This window comes from Burkholderia sp. BCC1640, from assembly GCF_902833125.1.
GTDB lineage: Bacteria > Pseudomonadota > Gammaproteobacteria > Burkholderiales > Burkholderiaceae > Burkholderia > Burkholderia diffusa.
Window position 1 is genome coordinate 1 of sequence record NZ_CADFEF010000053.1, and the last position, 20,237, is coordinate 20,237.

A 20,237-nucleotide genomic window follows, 5' to 3' on the forward strand; every position below is an offset into this window, starting at 1 on the left:
ATCCCGAACGATCCGGAAAAGCCGTTCGTGACGAGCGGGATCCGTCTGGGTTCGCCGGCGATGACGACGCGCGGCTTCGGCGCGGCGGAAGCGGAGACGGTCGGCAACCTGATCGCCGATGTGCTGGAGGCGCCGGAAGATGCGGCGACGATCGAGCGCGTCCGTGGTCTGGTCGCGGAGCTGACCAAGCGTTTCCCGGTCTACGGCTAACACGCGGCAATCGGGTTCAACCGCCAGCGCGATTGAATCTCGTCCGCACCGAAGCAGCGTAAAAAAATCCGGCTCGCAAATCGCGAGCCGGATTTTTGCGCTGTGTGCGAATCGGTGTCGCGTCACACCGTCGGATCGACGTTCGCCTCGAGTTCGCGAATGCGCTCGTCATTGCGCGTGTCCTTGAGCATCGGCGGCCCGGCGAAGGTCTTGCGCACACCGAATCCGTACCAGATGACCATCAGCGCCGCCACGAACGCGACGAGCACGTAGAGCACTTTCTCGTTCGGCGGCTGGATGCCGACGTATGCGAGCACGCAGGCGCCCACCAGCGCGAGCAGCGCGCACGGCTTCGACCAGATGCCCAGCTGGAACGGGCCCTTTTCGGTCCACGTGCGGCCTTCGGCGAGCATTCCCGAGCCGAGCGGCATCGCATACGAGATGAACAGGAACACGGCGCTGCCCGCGCTCAACACCGAGAACGCATCGCCGTACAGCGTGACGACGATGGCAAGCACCGCGCACGTCCAGATCGCGGGCCCGGGCGTCCGGTGGTTGTGATTCACGCTGCGCAGCAGTTTCGACGCGGGCAGCCCGCCGTCGCGCGCGAACGCGTACATCATGCGCGAGGTCGACATGATCGCCGCGAGCCCGCACACGTAGTTGATGAAGAACATCGCGAGCTCGAGGCACACGCGCAGCGTCTTCGGAATCGGCGCGAGGATGGCTTCGAAGAAGCCGGTGCCCTGTTTCATCGCGGCGGTCAGGTCCGGCATGACGAGCACGAACGCGCACACCATCACGTAGCCGAACGCCGCGGACCAGAACACCGAGCCGATGATGCCGCGCGGCACGTTTTTCGCCGCGTCGTGCGTTTCTTCGGACGTGTGCGCGGATGCGTCGAAGCCCGTGATCGTGTAGGTCACCAGCAGCAGGCCGGACAGGAACGCGAGCGGCGTGGCCTGTTTCGGCCAGGCGCCGCCGTCGACGCCCGTGTAATTGGTGAAGGTGACGAGCCGATGCAGGTCGAACGCGACCGGCGAGTAGGCCAGCAGCGACACGACCAGCGCGATCGTCACGACGAAGATCAGATAGCCGGACAGGTCGGTGATCTTGCTCGCGATCCTGATGCCACGTGCGTTCAGGACTGCCTGCGAAAGGGTGATGATCGCGATGAACGCGGTCTGATGCCACCATGTCAGGCTGTCCGGACTGACGCCGAACATCGGTGCGATCAGCGTCTTGAAGAACGGATCGTAGGTGCCGAAGTTGATCGCCGCGATCACGAAGATCAGGCCGATCAGGTTGAGCCATGCCGTCATCCACCCCCATTTCTTCCCGCCGAGGATCGCGCCCCAGTGATAGAGGCCGCCGGCGGTCGGAAACGCGGACGCGATCTGCGACATCGACACCGCGACGATCAGCGCGAACAGCGAGCCGAGCGGCCAGCCGAGGCCGATCGATGCGCCGCCGGCCGCGGAAAACGCCAGCTGAAACGCCGTGATGCCGCCCGACAGAATGCAGATCACCGAAAACGACACGGCGAAGTTCGAGAAGCCGTTCATGCGTCTCGACAGCTCCTGCGCGTATCCCATCTTGTGGAGAAGGCTTACGTCACTGTCGGTGCCTGTATCAGGCTGGATTTTCGCATCCATGTTCGCTCCGTCACGAATGTCCTGCGAGGCAGGACCGTCATCGCTGCCCGGGCCCGGCACGGCGGCCCGCTCCTGGAATTCGTCGGCGGCGCGCGATGTCATGCGGTGACGACGGTCGCGTGCCGGTCCGATACGGGAACGGTATGAAGCCAAATCTCGCGGCGATATCGGATTTCGGCAATGCGGTGAAACTCCGGATGCGTGCACCGTTCGGGGGCATCGCATGGCGGGGTGAAACTTTGTAAGAAATCCGTACGGATCGGGGCGTGAGTCGGCCGGGGAATACCCGGGACGGCCTACTCGATTTGCTGCCGGCCGTGTTTCGGTCCGAAGCGCGCGCGGTAGTCGTGCGGCGTTATCCCGACCCGCTTCGCGAACGCACGTTGCAGTGCATCCACGCTGCCGAACCCCGAACGTTGCGCGACCCGTTCGAGCGGCCAGTCTGCCCGCTCCAGCAGCACCTTCGCGCGCTCGACCCGCGCGGCCAGCACGAATTGCGCGGGCGGAAGCCCCGTCTCCTTGAGGAAATTGCGCGCAAACGTCCGCTCGCTCATGTGCGGGCGCGCGGCCAGCGCGGCGACGCCGAGGTCGCCGGTCGGGTCGTCGGCGATTGACGTGAGCAGCGCGCGCATCGGCGGTGTCGCGTTTGCCTGGATGTCGAGGCCGACGCTGAATTGCGCCTGTCCGCCGGGGCGGTGCATGAAGAGCACGAGCTCGCGTGCGACCGCGAGCGCGGTCGGCGCGCCGCAGTCGGCTTCGACGAGCGCGAGACACAGGTCGATGCCTGCCGTCACGCCGGCCGACGTATGAAACGGCGGATCGCTCACGTAGATCGCATCCGGCTCGACCCGCACGTCAGGGCATAGCGCTTGCAGCGTCGCACACTGATTCCAGTGCGTGGTTGCGCGCCTGCCGTCCAGCCATCCGCCCGCGGCGAGCACGAACGCGCCCGTGCAGATGCTCGCGATGCGCCGCGTGTTCGCGATCCGGGTGCGCAGCCACGGCAGCACACCGGCGTTCGACGCCGCGTGTCGCAGCGCCGCTTCGCTGCCGCCCGCGACGACGATCGTGTCGATGCGTTCGGGCAAGGCCGCAAGCGCGGTCGGGCCGGCAAGACGCAGGCCCGCATGCGTGACGATGTCGTGACCATGCTGTGACGCGAGCGTGAGCCGATAGCGCGGGACATGGCCGGGAAGGTGACGGTTCGCGACAGCGAACACTTCCATCGGGCCCGTGATGTCGAGTGACTGGACGCCTTCGAAGCCGACGACGACGATGTCGCGCGCCGAACCGGTTGACTGGGACATGGCGGAAAGTGCGGTGGAGTTGTCCTTGTGACCGCGAGCATGATCCTTGTAATTTTCCGGACATGCAATCGATTGACTCGGGTGGGCGATGCGGGAACGGAACAGAAACGGGGCGGCACGCGTGGCAATGGTGCTGATCGTATGCGCGGTGCTGGGCGCGTGCATGTCGGGGCAGCCCGGGCCGTCGGTCGCGCACGGCGCCCGAACGGTCACGCAAACGCTGACCGTGAACGCACCGAAAGCGGGTCGCACGCGGCCGCTCGTTGCGATCGTCGCGGACAATGCAGGAACGGAGACGACCGATTTCATGGTCCCGTACGCGATTCTGAAGACGTCGGGCGCTGCCGATGTCGTGGCTGTGTCGGTCGACGCCAGCGCGGTTGAACTGATGCCCGCACTGCGGATGCTGGCCGATACGACGTTCGACCGATTCGACGCGGCCGTGCCTTCGGGGGCCGACATCGTGATCGTGCCTGCGCTGCATCGAGCCGACCGGCCAGCCGTGCTGGCATGGCTGCGCAAGCAAGCCGCTGCCGGCGCCACGATGGTGGCGATCTGCGATGGCGCGGCGGTGCTCGCGAACGCCGGGCTGTTGCGGGACCGTATGGCGACCGCGCACTGGTACTCGCGTGCCGGGCTGCGTCGCCGTTTTGCCGATACCGCGTGGCTCGACGATCGACGCTACGTGATGGATGGCAACGTGATGACGACGGCCGGCGTGTCGGCGTCGATTCCCGCGTCGCTTGCGTTGGTGAATGCGCTGGCGGGGCCGGTGGTGGCGCGCGAAGCGGCACGCAACATCGGCGCGGAGGGATGGAGCGACGTTCACGACGGCAGCCGGTTCGGTTTGACCGCGCGTGCCGTGGCGACCGCGCTGACGAATCGCGTCGCGTTCTGGCGGCATCGGACGTTCGATCTGCCGGTCGCGAGCGGATTCGATGAACTCTCGGTTGCGCTCAGTGCCGACGCATGGGCGCGGACGTGGCGCAGCGACGTCGTCGCAACGGCGGACGCGCGCGTGATCGAATCGAAGCACGGGCTGCGCCTCCTGACGCAGCCGGCCGATACCGGCCACCCGCGCGTCACGATTCCCGCGGGACGGCGGGGTGACGGTGTGTTGCCCGGTGTGCTCGGAGACGTCGCGGCGCGCTACGGCGACGCGACGTCGGACTGGGTGGCCCTGCAACTCGAGTATGCGCGGTAGCGGCTGCGGCGCTGATGAACCCCCGAAGCAAACAACGCCCGAGCGGAATGATGTTCCGCTCGACGAGCCCGGCGTGTGCCAGCGGAAATGCGCGCAGCCCATCGCGCGCGCCTTCCACCGACTTGCATTCGGCGTTGAGCGCGAACGCGGGCGATGCGTCGTGACGAACGAATTGCGCTCAGACCGTTGCCGTTCGCCGTGCCGTCAGCCGATTCCACAGCATCCCGGCGCGGCTCCCGCTTCCGCAATACGCGAGCACGGGCTTCGGCAGCGCATCGACCAGCGCGCCGAACGCATCGACTTCCGCGTCGCCGATCCGGTCGCGTTCGACCGGCAGATAGCGCGCGTCGAGGCCGAGTTCGCGCGCGGCGGCGGCGATTTCCTCGAAGGCCGGCTGATCGGCGCTTTCGCCGTCCGGCCGATTGCAGATCACCGCGCGAAAGCCCGCGTTGTGAATCGCTTTCAGGTCCGCCGGCGAGATCTGTCGCGACGCGGTGAAGCCGGTCGCCGTCGCGGCACGGCATTGCTCGAGCGCGCGCGCGAAACACGCGATCGCGAAATCGACGTCCTGCTCCGTCGTGAAGCGGCCGAAGCTGACGCGCACCGTGCGGCCCGCGGCTTCGGCGTCGAGGCCGATCGCGGTCAACACGTGGGACGGCGCGCCGCTCATCGAGTTGCACGCGGAGGTCGACGACACGGCGAGCGCATCGCCGAGCATGAACGGGAAGAAGCCCGGCACGTTCACCGTGAGGCTCAACGTGTGCGGGATGCGGCGTGCCGCCGCCGCGTTGTGCGTGATGCCGCCGAGCGCGAGCAGCGCGTCCTTCAGGCGTGCGCTGAGCGCCGCGATGCGCACGGCTTCGCGCTCGAGTTTTTCGGCGGCCAGCTCGCAGGCGGTGCCCATTCCGACGATCTGGTGCGTCGCGAGCGTGCCCGAGCGCAGGCCGCGCTCGTGTCCGCCGCCGTGGATCTGCGGCGCGATGTGGTCGGCGATTTCGCGGCGGACGAACAGCGCGCCGATGCCCTTGGGCCCATACACCTTGTGCGCGGACATCGACAGCAGATCGATGCCGAGCGCGCGCACGTCGATCGGCGTCTTGCCGAGCGCTTGCGCGGCGTCGACGTGCAGCAGCGCGCCGGCCGCATGCACGATGCGCGAGATCGCGCCGATGTCGGTCAACGTGCCGAGTTCGTTGTTGACGAGCATCAGCGACACCAGGCCCGTGTCGGGGCCGATCGCCGCGGCCACGGCGTCGACGGTGATTTCGCCGTCGGCGGTGGGCGACAGGCAGGTCGCGGTCATGCCGCGCTTCGACAGGTTCGCCATCGTGTCGAGGATGGCCTTGTGTTCGAGGCGGCTCGTGATCAGGTGGCGCTTGTCGGTCGCGGTCTCCGCATAGCCTTTCAGCGCGAGGTTGTTCGATTCGGTGGCGCCCGACGTCCAGACGATCTCGTCGGCGTCCGCGCCGATCAGCGCGGCGACCTGCGCGCGCGCATGCTCGACTTTTTCCTTCGCCAGCCGGCCGGCGGCGTGCGAGCTCGACGCGGGATTGCCGAAGATGCCGTCGGCACCGAGGCAGGCCGTCATCGCTTCGATCACGCGGGGATCCGCGGGGGTGGTGGCCGCGTAGTCGAGGTAGTGCAGCGGGGTGGTGTCGCTCATGTCCTTCTCTGGCTCGTTCTTTTCGTAACGGGAGAAATGATACGAGGAGGAGCGGGGAAAAAGGATCCAAAAACGGTTGGATGTTCACCAATTTGAAGAAAAATATTCCATCGAGGCCGATCTGGATGGAATCGGATCCTGCCGCCGCCTGGCGACACCCGGCAACGATCCGCCGATGTCCATGAGGGATTCCCCCGGTGACGCACGCGTCCGGGCCATTTCGCCGGTGCGCGCCGCGCGTTCCGCGCTGTCCGCTGACGCCTCCCGCAGCGATCCGCCGATTATTTGCGTTTCGCGAATGGCGCGTTCGCCGGTTGTTCCATACCCGATCTGCGTGCGCGCACCTATCGTTCGGGCGTCGGCTGATTGAATTCGACGCCTGCAACCGGACAGGCGGCCGCCACTTCCTCGCGACTCACGTCGCATCGCACACACAAGACAACGGACCCGGCTCATGCACGGACGCCCCCGGCGCGTGCAGGCGGACCGGTCCACGGAGACGGACATGAAAGCAAACGAGTGGGATACCTCCTATGAGTGGAAGGCGGTGACGCTGCTGGCGCTCGGTTTCGGGCTGGTCGGCCTCGACCGCTGGCTCATCGCGCCGCTGTTCCCTTCGATCATGAAGGATCTGCACCTGACCGCGCAGGACGTCGGCAACTGCATCGGCGTGCTCGGCCTGTCGTGGGGCATCTTCGCGGCGCTGATGGGCGGCATTTCCGACAAGATCGGCCGCCGCAAGGTCCTGATCCCGGCGATCATCGCGTTCTCGCTGCTGTCCGGCTTCTCGGGGCTCGCGGGCGGGCTGCTCGGCCTGATCGCGATCCGCGGGCTGATGGGCGTCGCCGAAGGCTCGTTCTGCCCGACCAGCTTCGCGGCCACCGCCGACGCGTCGCATCCGCGGCGGCGCGGCCTGAACCTCGGGCTGCAGCAAAGCGGCTTCGCGCTGTTCGGGCTCGCGCTGTCGCCGATCATCGCGACGCAACTGCTCAACGTCGTATCGTGGCGCTGGGTGTTCGCGCTCGTGGCGATTCCCGGGCTGATCCTCGGCGCGATCATGTTCTTCGTGATCCGCGAACCGAAGCGCGCGAAGGAGGTGGTGACGGAACATGCGCCGGCGTCGCTCGGCCACGTGCTGAAGAGCCGCAACATCCTCGTCGCGATGGCCGCGCTGTGCTGCGCGATGACCGGCGTGTTCGTGCTCGGCGCGCTGTTGCCGCTGTACCTGACGGATTACCTTGCGCTCGGCACGCAGAAGATGGGCCTCGTGGTGTCGGCGATCGGTTTCGGCGGCTTTCTCGGACAGTTCGGGCTGCCGGGCCTCTCCGACCTGGTGGGCCGGCGCCTCGCGAGCATCGTCGGTTTTGCCGGCACGGCGGTGATGCTCTACGTTTTTCGCGGGCTGGGCCCGCAGCCGCTCGTGCTGTTCGTGGTGCTGTTCGTCGCGTCGTTCTTCACGCTCGGGCTGGTGTCGCTGCTCTCGGGCCCGGTGGCGACCGAAGCCGCGCCCGTCGGCCTCGTGTCGACGTCGATCGGCGTGGTGGTCGGTTGCGGCGAGATCTTCGGCGGCGGCATCGCACCGGCGATGGGCGGCTACGTCGCCGCACACTTCGGGATCCAGAACATTCTGTGGCTGCCGATGGGCGCAGTGCTGCTCGGCATCGTGGTCAGCCTGCTGCTGCGGGAAACCGCGCCGGCCGTGCTGCAGCGTCGCGTGGGCTTGCAGCCGGAGCTGTCGGCGGGCAAGCAGCCGTAACGTACCGCGCGGTGTTACCCGCGCCCGGGGCGCCGGCGAGATTGACACCCGCCTGGTGACAGTGTGACGCGTTCGGCTTGACCCAACCGGCCGGCCGGTGCGGTTAGACTGCCGGTTTCGCTTTCGGAAAGGGCGCAGCATGGACCGGTTTCTGAGCATCGAGGCGTTCGTCAGGGTCGCGGAGGCGAGCAGTTTCGCGGAAGCGGCGCGACAGCTTGGGGTCACCAGTTCGGTCGTGACGAACCGCATCCAGCAGCTGGAGAAGTTCGTCAACGCACCGCTGTTCCATCGCAGCACGCGCCACGTGCGCCTGTCCGAAGTGGGCGAGACCTTCTACCGCGAATGCGCCGAGGTGGTCGGGCGCGTCAACGAGCTGACCGACCAGATGCGCGAACTGCGCGCGACGCCGACCGGACGGCTGCGTATCCAGATGCTGCCCGGTTTCGCGCTCGATCACTTCGGCGTGCCGCTCGCCGAGTTCAATCGCCGCTACCCGGGCATTCAGCTCGACATCATCGTCCATGACCGTGTCGTGGACCCCGTCGAAGAAGGGTTCGACATCGCGTTCCAGATCTTCCCGCCGATATCCGAGTCGCTGATCGAGCGGCGACTGTTCGTGGTCCGACGCCTCTTCTGCGCGGCGCCGGCCTACCTCGAAGCACATGGTGCGCCACAACATCCCCGCGAATTGCTGCAGCACACCACGGCGCTGTATTCCGGCTATCCGTCGCGCAACCGCTGGACCCTGACGCGCGGCGACGAAGTCGTCGAAATGGAGTTGCCCGGCATGATCCGCTCGAACTCCGTGCACCTGCTGCGCGAGTATGCGCTGACGGGCGGCGGTGTCGTGTGCCTGCCCACGCTGGTTGCGAGCGACGCGCTGGTCGCGGGCCGGCTGGTGCCCATCCTCACCGATTTCCAGATCGCGCCGCTGAGTTTCGCCGCCGTTTATCCTGCAACGCAGCGACAGGCGTTGAAGGTGAAGGCGCTGGTCGAATTCCTCGTCGAATACATCGGCGACGAGTCGCCGTGGGACCGTCCGCTGCTCGAGCGCGGCTGGGTTCGCTGAACGAAGCGATTATTCGGGAATCGCAAATGCCGTAGTCGCGGTCCGTTGCCTTGTTGAGGGGCGCCCTTGCCCCTAGAGTTGAATCCAACAAGCGGTTCAACTCAGGAGACAGCAATGACCGACACGGCATTCCACACCGTCTTTGGCTCGCTCGACAGCCACGCCAAGGGCGAGATCGAAATCACCAGCGGCAGCGCAAAACACTACGCCTTCTCGAACGTCTTCGAGATCGCATCGAAGTCGGCTCCTTACGAAAAGGTCGTCGCCGGCAAGAACCTCGAATACGTGATCGAAGTGCTGCGGACCGAAGGCCAGTCGCCATGGTTCGCGTGCGCGCACGACGAGTTCGCGATCCAGATGGATGGCGAAGTCCGCATCGAATTCATCAAGCTCGACAACCCGCCGACCATCGGCCGCGGCACCGTGAGCGCCGGCACGCAGCCGGCGGGCCGCGAGATGGGCTACGTCGTCCTGCGCAAGGGGCATCAGGCGCTGCTGCCGGCCGGCTGCGCGTATCGCTTCGCTGCCGGCAAGCCGGGCGTCGCGCTCGTGCAGACCGTGCTCGGCGAGCTGTCCGTCGAGAAGTGGGCCGACATCTGCCTGCACTGATCCATTCGACTGCCCCGTTCAAATATTCCAGGAGACACCTTATGGCCACCCTCGAGACCCTCGATCTTTCCGCCGGCTTCGCCGCCGATCTGGTGCAGGCCACGGAAGCCGATGCCGTCACCGGCTACCGCCGCTTCCAGCTCGGCGAGTTCGCGTTCCAGCGCGACGAATACTTCGTGAAAATCAGCTGGCCGGCGAAAGGCCGGACGCGCACGCATGCGATGCCCGCGGACGCGTTCCTGCGCGCGATGATGCGCGACGTTGCGTGGGGCTTCTTCTACGGCTGGGTGAACTTCGATCACGTGTTCGGCACGCGCAATCACTACGGCAAGGTCGACGTCTACGCGGGCACGTTCAACGGAATCCTGAAGGAAGCCGGCGTCGACTACACCGAGACGTTCGAAACGCCGACGATCATGGCGACCTTCAAGGCCATGCTGCACGACTGGACCAACGAAGGCTTCGATCCGTTCGCCGCACCCGAGGAAACCGGCACGGCGTTCGGGCGCAAGCACGGCGAGAACGGCGCGGCGATCGAACGCACGCGCATCGCGACGCGCCGCATGCCGGGCCTCGAAGGCGACTCGCCGCTGCGCGACGCGCTGCCGGTCAACCGCGCGTTCCTCGACGTCGGCCAGGACGAGCCGGAAGTGCACGTGAAGCCGGGCTTCGAAGGCGAACTGCACGCGTTCAACCTGTTCAAGTACCTGTCGCGTTCGGACGTGACGTGGAATCCGTCGGTCACGTCCGTGTGTGGGCGCAGCCTGTTCTGCCCGACCACCGAGGAATTCATCCTGCCGGTGTTCCACGGCAACGACCGCGTCGAATGGTTCCTGCAACTGTCCGACGAAATCGTGTGGGACATCGGCGACAAGAACACCGGCGCGCCGCGCGCGCGCATCACGATGCGGGCCGGCGACATCTGCGCGATGCCCGCCGACATCCGGCACCAGGGCTACTCGACGAAGCGCTCGATGCTGCTGGTCTGGGAAAACGCGACGCCGGACCTGCCGCAGCGATACGAGAGCGGCGAGCTGGCGCCGTATCCGATCGCGTTCTAAGCAGCACTTCAGCAATAAATCGAGGACGATTCATGCAAACCCAACTCTTCATCGACGGGCGCTTCGTCGATGCCGTCGAGCGCGGCACCATCGACGTGCTCAATCCGCACGACGGCTCGCTGATCACGAAGATCGCCGCGGCCACATCGGCGGACGTGGACCTGGCGGTCGAAGCCGCCACCCGCGCGTTCCCGAAGTGGTCGGCAATGGCGGCGGCCGAACGCGGCCGGTTGCTGCTGCGCCTTGCCGACGCGATCGAAGCCAACGCCGAGGAGCTCGCGCAACTGGAATCGCTGGACACCGGTCATCCGATTCGCGATTCGCGCGCGCTCGACGTGCCGCGCACGGCGGCATGCTTCCGTTACTTCGGCGGCATGGCCGACAAGCTGCAGGGCTCGGTGATTCCCGTCGAAACCGGCTTCCTGAACTATGTGCAGCGCGCGCCGATCGGCGTCGTCGGCCAGATCGTGCCGTGGAATTTCCCGCTGATGTTCACGAGCTGGAAGATGGGCCCGGCGCTGGCGGCCGGCAACACGGTCGTGCTCAAGCCGTCGGAGATCACGCCGCTGTCGACGCTGCGCATCGTCGAGCTGATGGCCGAGGTCGGGTTCCCCGCGGGCGTCGTCAATATCGTCCCCGGCTACGGTCATACGGCAGGCCAGCGGCTTGCCGAACACCCAGGTGTCGGGAAGATCGCGTTCACCGGTTCGACGGCGACGGGCCGCCGGATCGTCGCGGCCTCGCAGGGCAACCTGAAGCGCGTGCAGCTGGAACTGGGCGGCAAGGGCGCGAACATCGTGTTCGACGATGCGAACCTCGATGCCGCCATCAACGGCGCCGCGTGGGCAATCTTTCACAACCAGGGGCAGGCGTGCATCGCGGGTTCGCGTCTCGTGCTGCATGAACGCATCGCCGACGCATTCCTCGAGCGCTTCGTGTCGCTGGCTTCGTCGATCCGCGTCGGCAACCCGCTGGACCCGGACACCGAGATGGGCCCGCTGACGTCGAAGCTGCACCTCGATCGCGTGCTGTCGTTCGTCGATGTCGCGCGCGAGCAGGGCGGCCGCGTGCTCGCGGGCGGCAGCGCGCCGCAGGATGCCGCGCTCGCCGACGGCTACTACGTGCGCCCGACCGTCATCGAAGCGAAGAGCGCCGCCGATCGCGTCGCGCAGGAGGAAGTGTTCGGCCCGTTCGTCACCGTGCTGCGCTTCGGCAGCGACGAGGAAGCGCTGTCGATCGCCAACGCGACCGAATACGGGCTCGGCAGCGGCCTGTGGACCAACGATCTGTCCCGCGCGCACAAGATGGCGTCGCGGATCGACGCGGGCATGTGCTGGATCAACTGCTACAAGCGCGTGAACCCGGGCAGCCCGTTCGGCGGCATCGGCAAGTCGGGCTACGGCCGCGAGATGGGCTTCGAGGCGATGCACGACTACACGGAAGCGCGCTCGGTGTGGGTCAACGTCGACGGCAAGGTGCCGCCGCACTTCAAGCGTTGAGGCTGAAATGGAGCGCTTCGTCTATCAGGGAACGCCGTCACGCGTCGTGTTCGAATGGGGCGCGCTCGAACGGCTGCCGGACGAGCTGTCCGCGCTCGGCGCGCAGCGGGCGCTGATTCTGTCGACGCCGGAACAGCAGCCCCTCGCCGAACGGGTCAGGCGCGTGCTTGGCGCGCGCGCGGCCGGCGTATGCGCGCAGGCCGTGATGCACGTGCCGGTCGAAGTCGCGCGTGCCGCGCGCGAGATGGCGGCCGAGCTGGGCGCGGACTGCTGCATCGCGATCGGCGGCGGCTCGACGATCGGGCTTGGCAAGGCGATCGCGCTCGAGTCGTCGCTGCCGATCCTCGCCGTACCGACGACTTACGCGGGCTCGGAGATGACGCCGATCTTCGGGCTCACGGAAGGCCGGCTGAAGCGCACCGGGCGCGACGCGCGCGTGCTGCCGCGAACCGTGCTCTACGACCCGTCCCTGACGCTGTCGCTGCCGCCGGGGATTTCGGCGGCGTCGGGCGTCAATGCGATGGCGCACGCGGTCGAAGCGCTCTACGCGGAAGATGCGAACCCGGTGATCAGCCTGATGGCCGAGGAGTCGATTCGTGCGCTCGGCGAGGCGCTGCCGGCGATCGTTCGCACACCAGACGACCGCGAGATGCGCAGCCGCGCCTTGTATGGCGCATGGCTCGCCGGTACGTGCCTCGGCGCGGTCGGCATGGCGTTGCACCACAAGCTGTGTCATACGCTCGGCGGCACCTTCAACCTGCCGCATGCGCAGACGCACGCCGCGATGTTGCCGCATACCGCGCACTACAACCATGCCGCGGCGCCCGACGCGCTGCGCCGTGTCGCGCGTGCGCTGGGCGGCACCGATGCGGCCGACGCCGGCCCGCTGTTGTTCCGGCTGAATCGGCAACTGGGCCTGTCACCGGCGCTTGCCGACATCGGGATGCCGGAAGCGGGCCTCGACGAAGCCGCCGACCTCGCCTGCCGGAATCCGTATGCGAATCCGCGGCCGATCGAACGTGCGCCGATTCGCGAATTGCTTCAGCATGCGTGGGAAGGGCGCGAGCCGCATTGAGCGGCCGGCTGCATCACAGGAGACGAACGTGACGAACGATCTTCATGGCGACGGCGATACGCGGCTGACCGAGCAGGTTGTCGCCAGCTTCGACGATACGCCGAACCCGCGCTTGCGCGTGCTGATGCAGAGCCTCGTGCGGCATCTGCATGCGTTCGTCCGCGAGACGGAGCTGACCGAGGCCGAGTGGATGGCCGCGATTCGCTTCCTGACCGAAACCGGGCAGATGTGCGACGACGTCGTGCGTCAGGAATTCATCCTGCTGTCGGACACGCTGGGCGTGTCGATGCTGGTCGACGCGATCAACCATCGCTTCGCCACCGGTGCGACGGAAACGACCGTATTCGGCCCGTTCTACATCGAAGGCATGCCCGAGCGCGCGTATGGCGAGAACATGGCGTTCACGCCCGGCACGCCCGTCGTCGTGCATGGCCGCGTGCTCGCCACCGATGGCGCGCCGGTGCGCGACGCCGTGCTCGACGTATGGCAGACCGCGGAGAACGGCATGTATTCCGGGCAGGACAAGGCGCAGCCGCACGGCAATCTGCGCGGCCGCTACCGGACCGACGCCGAAGGCCGTTATGCGATCACGACGATCCTGCCGGTCAGCTACCCGATTCCGACCGACGGCCCGGTCGGGAAGATGCTCGACGCCACCGGCCGTCATCCGTGGCGGCCCGCGCATCTGCATTTCATGATCGACGCGCCGGGCTATCGCAAGCTCGTCACGCATCTGTTCGACGAGGAGGATGCGTATCTGAAGTCGGATGCCGTCTTCGGCGTGAAGCCGTCGCTGATGGTGTCCTATCGTCCGCGTGCGGCGGGCGATGAACTCGCGCGCCGCGTCGGCTTGACGGGCGCATATCGCGAAGCGACGTACGACTTCGTGCTCGACCGGAGTTGACCGACATGGCGCGATTCTTTGCAGTGTTTGCGACGGACCAGCCCGGGATGCGCGAAGTGCGCGACCGCGTGCGGTCCACGCATCGGACCTACCTGCGCTCCGCCGCGCAGCACGGTGTGTATGTGCGGCTCGGCGGACCGACGCTCGATCCGCAGGGCGATGCGATGAACGGCACGCTGCTCGTCGTCGAGGCGGACGACATCGATGCGGTGATGCAGTTCGTCGGCAACGATCCATACGTGAAGGAGGGGCTGTTCTCGCGGGTGGAGGTTCGACCGTGGGACTGGAGCCTCGGCAATCCCGAGCGGAGAGCGTGAGTCATGGGTGCCGCGCAACTCTGCCGCTTCTCCGATGTGCCGGACGGTGGGGCACGGGTCGTCGACGAAGCGCGCATCGGGCGTCCCGTCATCGTCGTGCGGCGTGGGGAGCAGGTGTGGGCGTATGTGAATCGTTGCCCGCATTTCTCGGTTCCGCTCGATTTCGTGCCGGGCAACGTTTCCTGCTACCGGTCCCAGGTGCTGATGTGTGCGCATCACAGCGCGCTGTTCAGGTTCGACGATGGCGTGTGCATCGACGGCCCGTGTTCGGGCGCCGGGCTGGAAGCCGTGACTGTCGAGGTCGATTCGGCGGCCTGGGTGATTTGTCGGGGCGCTTGATTCGGAAGGTCGGATTGCTCAACGGAAGTCGGGACGCGCTGTAATCGCATTGTGCGGGATGAAATCGGGAATGAGCGGGATTTCATTCGTTCTGTTAAATCAGTAAAGCTAATCAAATACGAGTTTTTTCGACCCGGATGAATGCGAAGCCGGGCCGGGGGAGTCGTTGTTTCACGAAGCATCGGGCGAGACCCGCGAGACAGCGGGCGACCGGTTCGCATTGACAGAAAAAAGACGGAGACACAATGAAACTAAGGTTTGGAGCAATCGCGATGCTTGTCATCGCGCAGAGCGCATACGCGCAGAGCAGCGTGACGCTGTTCGGGTTGATCGACAGCGGCATCTCGTATGTCAGCAACGAGGGTGGCGGGAAGAACGTCAAGTTCGACGACGGCATCTTCACGCCGAACCTGTTCGGCTTGCGCGGAACGGAAGATCTCGGTGGCGGATATCACGCGACGTTCGCGCTCGTGAACCAGTTCTCGATGGCGAACGGCAGCATCATCGGGACCGGAATCTTCGGGCGCAATGCATACGTGGGCATCGAGAGCGACCGGTTCGGCGGCATCAGGCTGGGGAATCAGTACGACTTCATGGTGGATTCCCTGTTTGCGAAGGGGAACGCGATCTCGATGGATCTCACGGGGTTGTACGGGTTCAGGAATGGCCCGTTCCAGCGTCTCGCGCTGCCGGGCAATCCGACCGGCGCATTCGACTGGGACCGCACGGCAGGCAGCAAGCCGGTCGCGAATTCGGTCAAGTACAGCTCGCCGACGATCGCCGGGTTTTCCGGGGGCGTGATGTATGCGTTCGGCGGCGTGGCCGGTTCCGTCGGCGCGGACAATACCGTGAGCGCCGGGCTGAACTACGAAGTCGGAGCGTTCGGTATCGGTGCGGCCTATACGAACGAGAAGTATGGTCCGGCGCCGGGTACGCCGTCGACCAGTGTGCGCAACTGGGGCGTCGGGATGCACTACGACTTCGGCGCGGTCAGTGCAAAGGCGCTGCTGACGACCGTACGCAATTCGTTCAACGACACAGGCGTGTGGATGGCCGAAGCAGGCGGCGTGTGGCGCATCAGGCCGGACGTCTTTCTCGGCGCGAAGTACATGTACATGAAGGGCAACGAAGCCGTGAACGACAACCATGCGCATCAGGTCAGCGTCGCGCTTCAGTACCTGTTGTCGAAACGGACGATGGTTTACGTGTCCGCGGATTATCAACGCGCGAACAGCGGCGCGAACGCGCAGATCAACGGCGTGCTCGATCCGAACGGGGCGTCGAGCTCGGCGAGTCAGGCCGTCGCGCGCGTCGGGGTGCATACGATGTTTTGACGGGGCGCTGGGCGGAACTTGCGTCAAGGTCCGCCCCCGCACCGGACTACCTCGCGGCGGACGCTGCCTCCTTGGCCTTGTCCTGCTCCGCCGCGAGTGCCGCATCTGCCGCCTGCGCGCGCTGGATGGCCGGGCGCGCCAGCACGCGATCGATATAGGCGCGAATGCGCGGCGTCTCGGGCACCAGCTTGAACATCGTGGTCCAGTTCAGCGCGGAGCCCCACAGCACATCTGCGGCCGTGAAGCGCTCGCCCAGCAGCCAGGGCCCCTTTGCCAGTTGCGCATCGATCGCGTTGATGACGGTGTCGAAGTCGCCGTACGGCGACGTCGAATAGGCCGCGGGCGGACGATTCATCGAGCGGTCGACGATGGCTGGCTCGAAGCACGAACCATAGAACGTCATCCAGCGCAGGTACGGGCCGCGCAGTGAATCGCCGGGCGCCGGCGACAGGCCGGCTTCCGGATACAGTTCCGCCGCGTACATGTAGACGGCGGGCTGTTCGGTCACGATCGCGTCGCCGTGACGTAGCGCGGGCACCTTGCCCATCGGGTTGAGGCGCAGATATTCGGCGTCGTGATGTTTGCCCGCGGAGAGGTCGAACGCGTGCAGTTCGTAGTCGGCGCTCAGTTCCTCGAGCAGCATCCGCGCGCCGGCCGATCGGCTGCGCGGGGAGTGGTACAGGGTCAGGTGACGGTCTTGCGACATCGCGGGCTCCGGTATGCGTTCGGGACAAGTATTCCAATGTAGGACGGCCGCGCGGCTTCGTCTTGGAAAAATCCGCTGCGGCGGTGCATCATCACGCAGTCACCTCAACGGTTCGTCACCATGGCCGACTTGCGTAACGTGACCGAGACGCCCAAAGGCGTCGTCGGCCCGAAAGCCTTCAATCAGCGCTTCCGCCTGAATCGCTATTACCCCTGTGCCGAACTGGCCGGGGTGCTGGATCACCACTGGATCGTCGAATGGGATCTGCGCGACCAGCCGCCGTACGTGCAGCGCACGCTGCCGTATCCGTGCGTGAATCTGGTGTTCGACCGGCGGCGGACGGGGATCTTCGGTGTGGTGTCGGGGGCGTTCGAGACGACGCTGGCCGGCGCTGGCAGGGTGATCGGCTTGCGGTTTCGGCCGGGGGCGTTTCGGGCGTTCTTCGGCAAGCCGGTGCATTTGTCGACCGACAAGGTGCTGCCGGTGTCGACGCTGCTCGATTGCGGCGATGCGGAAGCCGAAGACGCCGTGCTCGGGGCCGAAGATGATGCCGGGATGGTGGCCGCCGCGGAGGCGTTGCTGTTGCGGGTGCTGCCGCCGGCTGATCCGCAGGTCGAGCGCATTCATGGCATCTTGCAGATGCTGCAGCAGGACCTCGGGCTCACGCAGGTGCGCGATCTGGCCGAGCGCGCAGGGTTGAGCGAGCGCACGCTGCAGCAGCTCTTTTCCAACCATGTGGGCGTGACGCCGAAGTGGGTGATCTGCCGTTATCGCCTGCATGAGGCCGCGGACAAGCTCGCCGGCGGCGAGCCGGTCGATCTCGCGGAACTGGCTCATTCGTTGGGGTATTTCGACCAGGCGCATTTCACGCGCGATTTTCGGAAGCTGGTGGGGAAGGCGCCGGCGGAATATCGGCGGGAGGATGGTCGGGATGAGGGTGCCGACTCCTGATCGGCGACCGCACCATGGGTCATTTCACGCGGTGGATGCGTTGCCGGTCATTCCGCCCTATAGTGCTCGTCGTTGACCGATCTGCCAGAAAATCAGGAGTTCGTCGTGCCGCACAGGAAATCCAAGTTGGGTCGCTCGAAATTCGCGTGGGCCGTCGCCGTAGCGGTGATGCTGGCGCCAGTGGCGGCGCATGCGCAGGCGGCGTCTGTCGACGGCTCGACGCGCAACGCGCCCGCTGTCGGTCAAGACACGTCGCACGTACGGCCGATTGTCGGCGACGATCCGGTTGCCATCCGGGATGCGCTGAAGAAGCAGCATTTCAGCGCCGCCGCACCTTCCTTGAGTGCACGGGTTCGCGGCCTCGTCTCCAACGCGACCGACCGGCACGGCCCGAATCCCGACCTGGCGCCCATCAATCTCGATCGTGACGTGACATTCGTGGTGCCGGTGCGGTATGGGCTGAGGTATCAGTCGCAGCGGCACCTGTTGACGCTGGACGTCGACCTGTTCGACGCGGAGCGCGACGACCGGACGCGCATCCTGCTCAGAAAGGTCACGACGGGGCCACGAGGGCGAGGGCTCGTGATCGCACCCGAAGCGAAGGCAAAAGGATATATCCAGCAGGTCGACATCATCGAGCTCGAGTCCGGGCAAGGGAAGAAGAGCACGGTTCGCAGCCGCATGCGAATCTCGCCTGCCGTGTACGCCCAGGCGCATGGCGACTTCGCGCTCGTTTTATCGGGGCGCCTGGTTAGGCCTTACCTGACCGAACAGACCGAGCATGCCGATCCGAGCATCGAGGAGCCGACGGACATTACGACCCGGATCTCCAGGCTGCACATGGATCTCCAATCCATCTCGCTGGTGAGCCCGTCGAGCGGGGTTGTGTTGTCGAAGAAGCTGAGTTTGTCGAAGTAGCGATTTTCTTGGGCGGGGTGGTGATGCTGATCGGTAGCAACTTCGAATAGTTTCACTTAAACGCTGAAGTTTCACTTAATGACTAGGAAAACCCCATATAAATCAGTGGGTTGCAGGTGGCTTGTTTGGGGTGCCGAGGGCCCCGTCTGGGAAATGTGACGCGGCGCTTGCCCAGTGCTGACAATCGTCGCAGTTTCAATAGTTTCACTTAAGCCAAACCGTTCTGTCTATCGACTGGCCAGTGTCTATATCGCTGGACCGCGATTCCATGGGGCGGGAGGTTGGCGGCCCCTCCAATATCAAGCTGAATATTGGATTGCGACGAGACCACGTTCACGCAATTCAGCTACCACCAATGGCGATAGCTGCTGTATCAGCGACGCTGGTTGCTGCAAGAACCAGCCTCGAACCTGGTCCGAGCTCAATGACGAATCCGTAATCAGCGACGCCATTGCCGCAGCTGTGATACGTGACAAGCCAAACTCGACCAGCGAACGACCGGTACGCGTCGACACTCCCAGCTCAAGAGCCAACGAGAAGTCGTAGACCTGGGTAACCATTTCATCGAGCCCCTCTTGGGCAAGAGCATACTTCAGCAGGTCGACGTAGGCCTTAGCCCACTGGACAAGTTTGAATCGAATCGTTTGCTCGATAAGCGTGAACATGTCGCGGATGGCGCCATCGATAGCCGCCTGAGTGAGCGGCCGTTTGTTCGTTTGCTGTGCAACCTTCTTCTTGTACTTCACAGCTTCAGCGACCAATTGCGTCAGTGGTTCGCCTCTCATCCACTTCAAGGCCGTAACGGTCACGTGGCTAACGTAGCCGCGCTGTCTTCTCCCTTCTTCTCCGGAAAGGTTCATGCCTCCCAGATACTTGTAGAGCCTGCGGATGATTGAGTTGTACACCGTGTACGAGTCGCCCGAAGGATTCGAAGGCATCAGTTTCGAGAAGTCGCGATGGCGCACGAGTTCACGAATCCGCTGCAGAAGGCCTGCGAGCGCGACTGGGTCGAGCATCCAGCTCGTAGTCAAAACCGAAGCCGGTAGCTCAAGACTCGCAAGCGCCTGCTCGGCCAGCTCAGTGAGGGTGTCTTTTTGCTCGGTAGTCAGCGAGAGACCGCGGCGACCCAGTAAACCGTCTAATGTCTTCTGGGACGAACGAAACAGGATGAGACCTGCAGCTGCGGTAATCCGGTCCCCAGACGCGCGGTCGCGCTCAAGTATGGGAGCCTTGTCGACGGCTGCCTGGAGTAGCTCAACTACCGCATCAAAATCCCCCTCGACTGTCTGCTTGAACGCTGCCTGCATTGCGAACGGCTTGCGCTCGGTCAGTGGCTTCGTTTCCCAGTTCTCGTAGTTTACGAGAAACACGTTGCCTACTACTTCCTCGCCAAGACGGCCGGCACGACCGGCGAAGTTCCAGAGCGAAGCTTCATCGAGCGCCGCGCCCTTACCGCGAGTCGGTGTATCAATGAAGACGTTTCGCGCAGGGAGATTCACTCCCTGAAACAGGGTTGTCGTGCAGCAGAGGTAATCCTGTTGATTTCCACCGAGTCTTAACCCACCGATTTCATCTAAATCTGACCCACCCCGAGACAGCGTAGTACATCTATTCCGGTGTGGATAACTCTTCGTTACCTGCTGGTTTTGCCGCTCTTTTT

At 65.3% G+C, this 20,237-nt stretch carries 18 protein-coding genes and 2 pseudogenes; 15 read left to right on the forward strand and 5 right to left on the reverse strand.

The features are described 5' to 3' along the window. Positions 1–210 (forward strand): annotated as a pseudogene (gene glyA, locus HWX25_RS31380) (serine hydroxymethyltransferase); the annotation flags it as partial. A 122-nt stretch (positions 211–332) separates the two neighbouring features. Here the strand turns inward: glyA and HWX25_RS31385 are convergent. Next, the gene (locus tag HWX25_RS31385; RefSeq protein WP_059532452.1) at positions 333–1,865 is read right to left on the reverse strand and encodes an amino acid permease; all 1,533 of its coding nucleotides are present in this window, start codon (positions 1,863–1,865) and stop codon (positions 333–335) included. A 296-nt stretch (positions 1,866–2,161) separates the two neighbouring features. Continuing rightward, the gene (locus tag HWX25_RS31390) at positions 2,162–3,172 is read right to left on the reverse strand and encodes a helix-turn-helix domain-containing protein (protein ID WP_175912442.1); all 1,011 of its coding nucleotides are present in this window, start codon (positions 3,170–3,172) and stop codon (positions 2,162–2,164) included. An 88-nt stretch (positions 3,173–3,260) separates the two neighbouring features. Here HWX25_RS31390 and HWX25_RS31395 point away from each other — a divergent pair, with 88 nt between their 5' ends. After that, positions 3,261–4,376, forward strand: coding sequence for a DJ-1/PfpI family protein (locus HWX25_RS31395; protein ID WP_059819736.1), 1,116 nt, complete (start codon positions 3,261–3,263; stop codon positions 4,374–4,376). A 178-nt stretch (positions 4,377–4,554) separates the two neighbouring features. On the opposite strand, the gene HWX25_RS31400 is transcribed toward HWX25_RS31395, so the two are convergent. Next, positions 4,555–6,039, reverse strand: coding sequence for an aminotransferase class V-fold PLP-dependent enzyme (locus tag HWX25_RS31400; RefSeq protein WP_175912443.1), 1,485 nt, complete (start codon positions 6,037–6,039; stop codon positions 4,555–4,557). A 76-nt stretch (positions 6,040–6,115) separates the two neighbouring features. Between HWX25_RS31400 and HWX25_RS31405 the strand changes: the two genes are divergently transcribed. From HWX25_RS31405 to HWX25_RS31455, 11 genes are all read left to right on the forward strand, one after another. Next, on the forward strand, positions 6,116–6,409 hold the full coding sequence (locus HWX25_RS31405) for a hypothetical protein (RefSeq protein WP_175912444.1): 294 nt from the start codon (positions 6,116–6,118) through the stop codon (positions 6,407–6,409). Between the two features lie 135 nt (positions 6,410–6,544). Next, positions 6,545–7,795 (forward strand): MFS transporter, encoded by a 1,251-nt coding sequence (locus HWX25_RS31410; RefSeq protein WP_175912445.1) that lies wholly within the window; start codon positions 6,545–6,547, stop codon positions 7,793–7,795. A 139-nt stretch (positions 7,796–7,934) separates the two neighbouring features. After that, the gene (locus HWX25_RS31415; RefSeq protein WP_175912446.1) at positions 7,935–8,864 is read left to right on the forward strand and encodes a LysR family transcriptional regulator; all 930 of its coding nucleotides are present in this window, start codon (positions 7,935–7,937) and stop codon (positions 8,862–8,864) included. Between the two features lie 114 nt (positions 8,865–8,978). Further along, a complete protein-coding gene (locus HWX25_RS31420; RefSeq protein WP_059819734.1) occupies positions 8,979–9,473 on the forward strand; it encodes a hypothetical protein in 495 nt (164 codons plus the stop codon). A 41-nt stretch (positions 9,474–9,514) separates the two neighbouring features. Continuing rightward, positions 9,515–10,534, forward strand: coding sequence for a hydroxyquinol 1,2-dioxygenase (locus HWX25_RS31425; protein WP_175912447.1), 1,020 nt, complete (start codon positions 9,515–9,517; stop codon positions 10,532–10,534). Between the two features lie 32 nt (positions 10,535–10,566). Further along, positions 10,567–12,033, forward strand: coding sequence for an aldehyde dehydrogenase family protein (locus HWX25_RS31430; protein WP_175912448.1), 1,467 nt, complete (start codon positions 10,567–10,569; stop codon positions 12,031–12,033). Positions 12,034–12,040: 7 nt separating this feature from the next. Next, on the forward strand, positions 12,041–13,108 hold the full coding sequence (locus HWX25_RS31435; protein WP_175912450.1) for a maleylacetate reductase: 1,068 nt from the start codon (positions 12,041–12,043) through the stop codon (positions 13,106–13,108). A gap of 28 nt (positions 13,109–13,136) precedes the next feature. Continuing rightward, on the forward strand, positions 13,137–14,012 hold the full coding sequence (locus HWX25_RS31440; protein ID WP_175912452.1) for an intradiol ring-cleavage dioxygenase: 876 nt from the start codon (positions 13,137–13,139) through the stop codon (positions 14,010–14,012). A gap of 5 nt (positions 14,013–14,017) precedes the next feature. Beyond that, complete coding sequence (locus HWX25_RS31445; RefSeq protein ID WP_059448054.1) at positions 14,018–14,329, forward strand: YciI family protein; 312 nt, start codon at positions 14,018–14,020, stop codon at positions 14,327–14,329. A gap of 3 nt (positions 14,330–14,332) precedes the next feature. Beyond that, the gene (locus HWX25_RS31450; RefSeq protein WP_175912454.1) at positions 14,333–14,668 is read left to right on the forward strand and encodes a Rieske 2Fe-2S domain-containing protein; all 336 of its coding nucleotides are present in this window, start codon (positions 14,333–14,335) and stop codon (positions 14,666–14,668) included. Between the two features lie 245 nt (positions 14,669–14,913). Continuing rightward, positions 14,914–16,002, forward strand: a complete 1,089-nt coding sequence (locus HWX25_RS31455) for a porin (protein ID WP_175912455.1) — start codon at positions 14,914–14,916, stop codon at positions 16,000–16,002. A 46-nt stretch (positions 16,003–16,048) separates the two neighbouring features. Here the strand turns inward: HWX25_RS31455 and HWX25_RS31460 are convergent, their stop codons facing one another. Further along, entirely contained in the window at positions 16,049–16,708 is a 660-nt protein-coding gene (locus HWX25_RS31460) for a glutathione S-transferase family protein (RefSeq protein WP_175912457.1), read from the reverse strand. Positions 16,709–16,828: 120 nt separating this feature from the next. Here HWX25_RS31460 and HWX25_RS31465 point away from each other — a divergent pair, with 120 nt between their 5' ends. Beyond that, the gene (locus HWX25_RS31465; RefSeq protein WP_175912460.1) at positions 16,829–17,659 is read left to right on the forward strand and encodes a helix-turn-helix domain-containing protein; all 831 of its coding nucleotides are present in this window, start codon (positions 16,829–16,831) and stop codon (positions 17,657–17,659) included. A 168-nt stretch (positions 17,660–17,827) separates the two neighbouring features. Further along, positions 17,828–18,577, forward strand: a complete 750-nt coding sequence (locus tag HWX25_RS31470; RefSeq protein WP_244138820.1) for a hypothetical protein — start codon at positions 17,828–17,830, stop codon at positions 18,575–18,577. Positions 18,578–18,876: 299 nt separating this feature from the next. Here the strand turns inward: HWX25_RS31470 and HWX25_RS31475 are convergent. Further along, positions 18,877–20,237 (reverse strand): annotated as a pseudogene (locus HWX25_RS31475) (hypothetical protein); the annotation flags it as partial.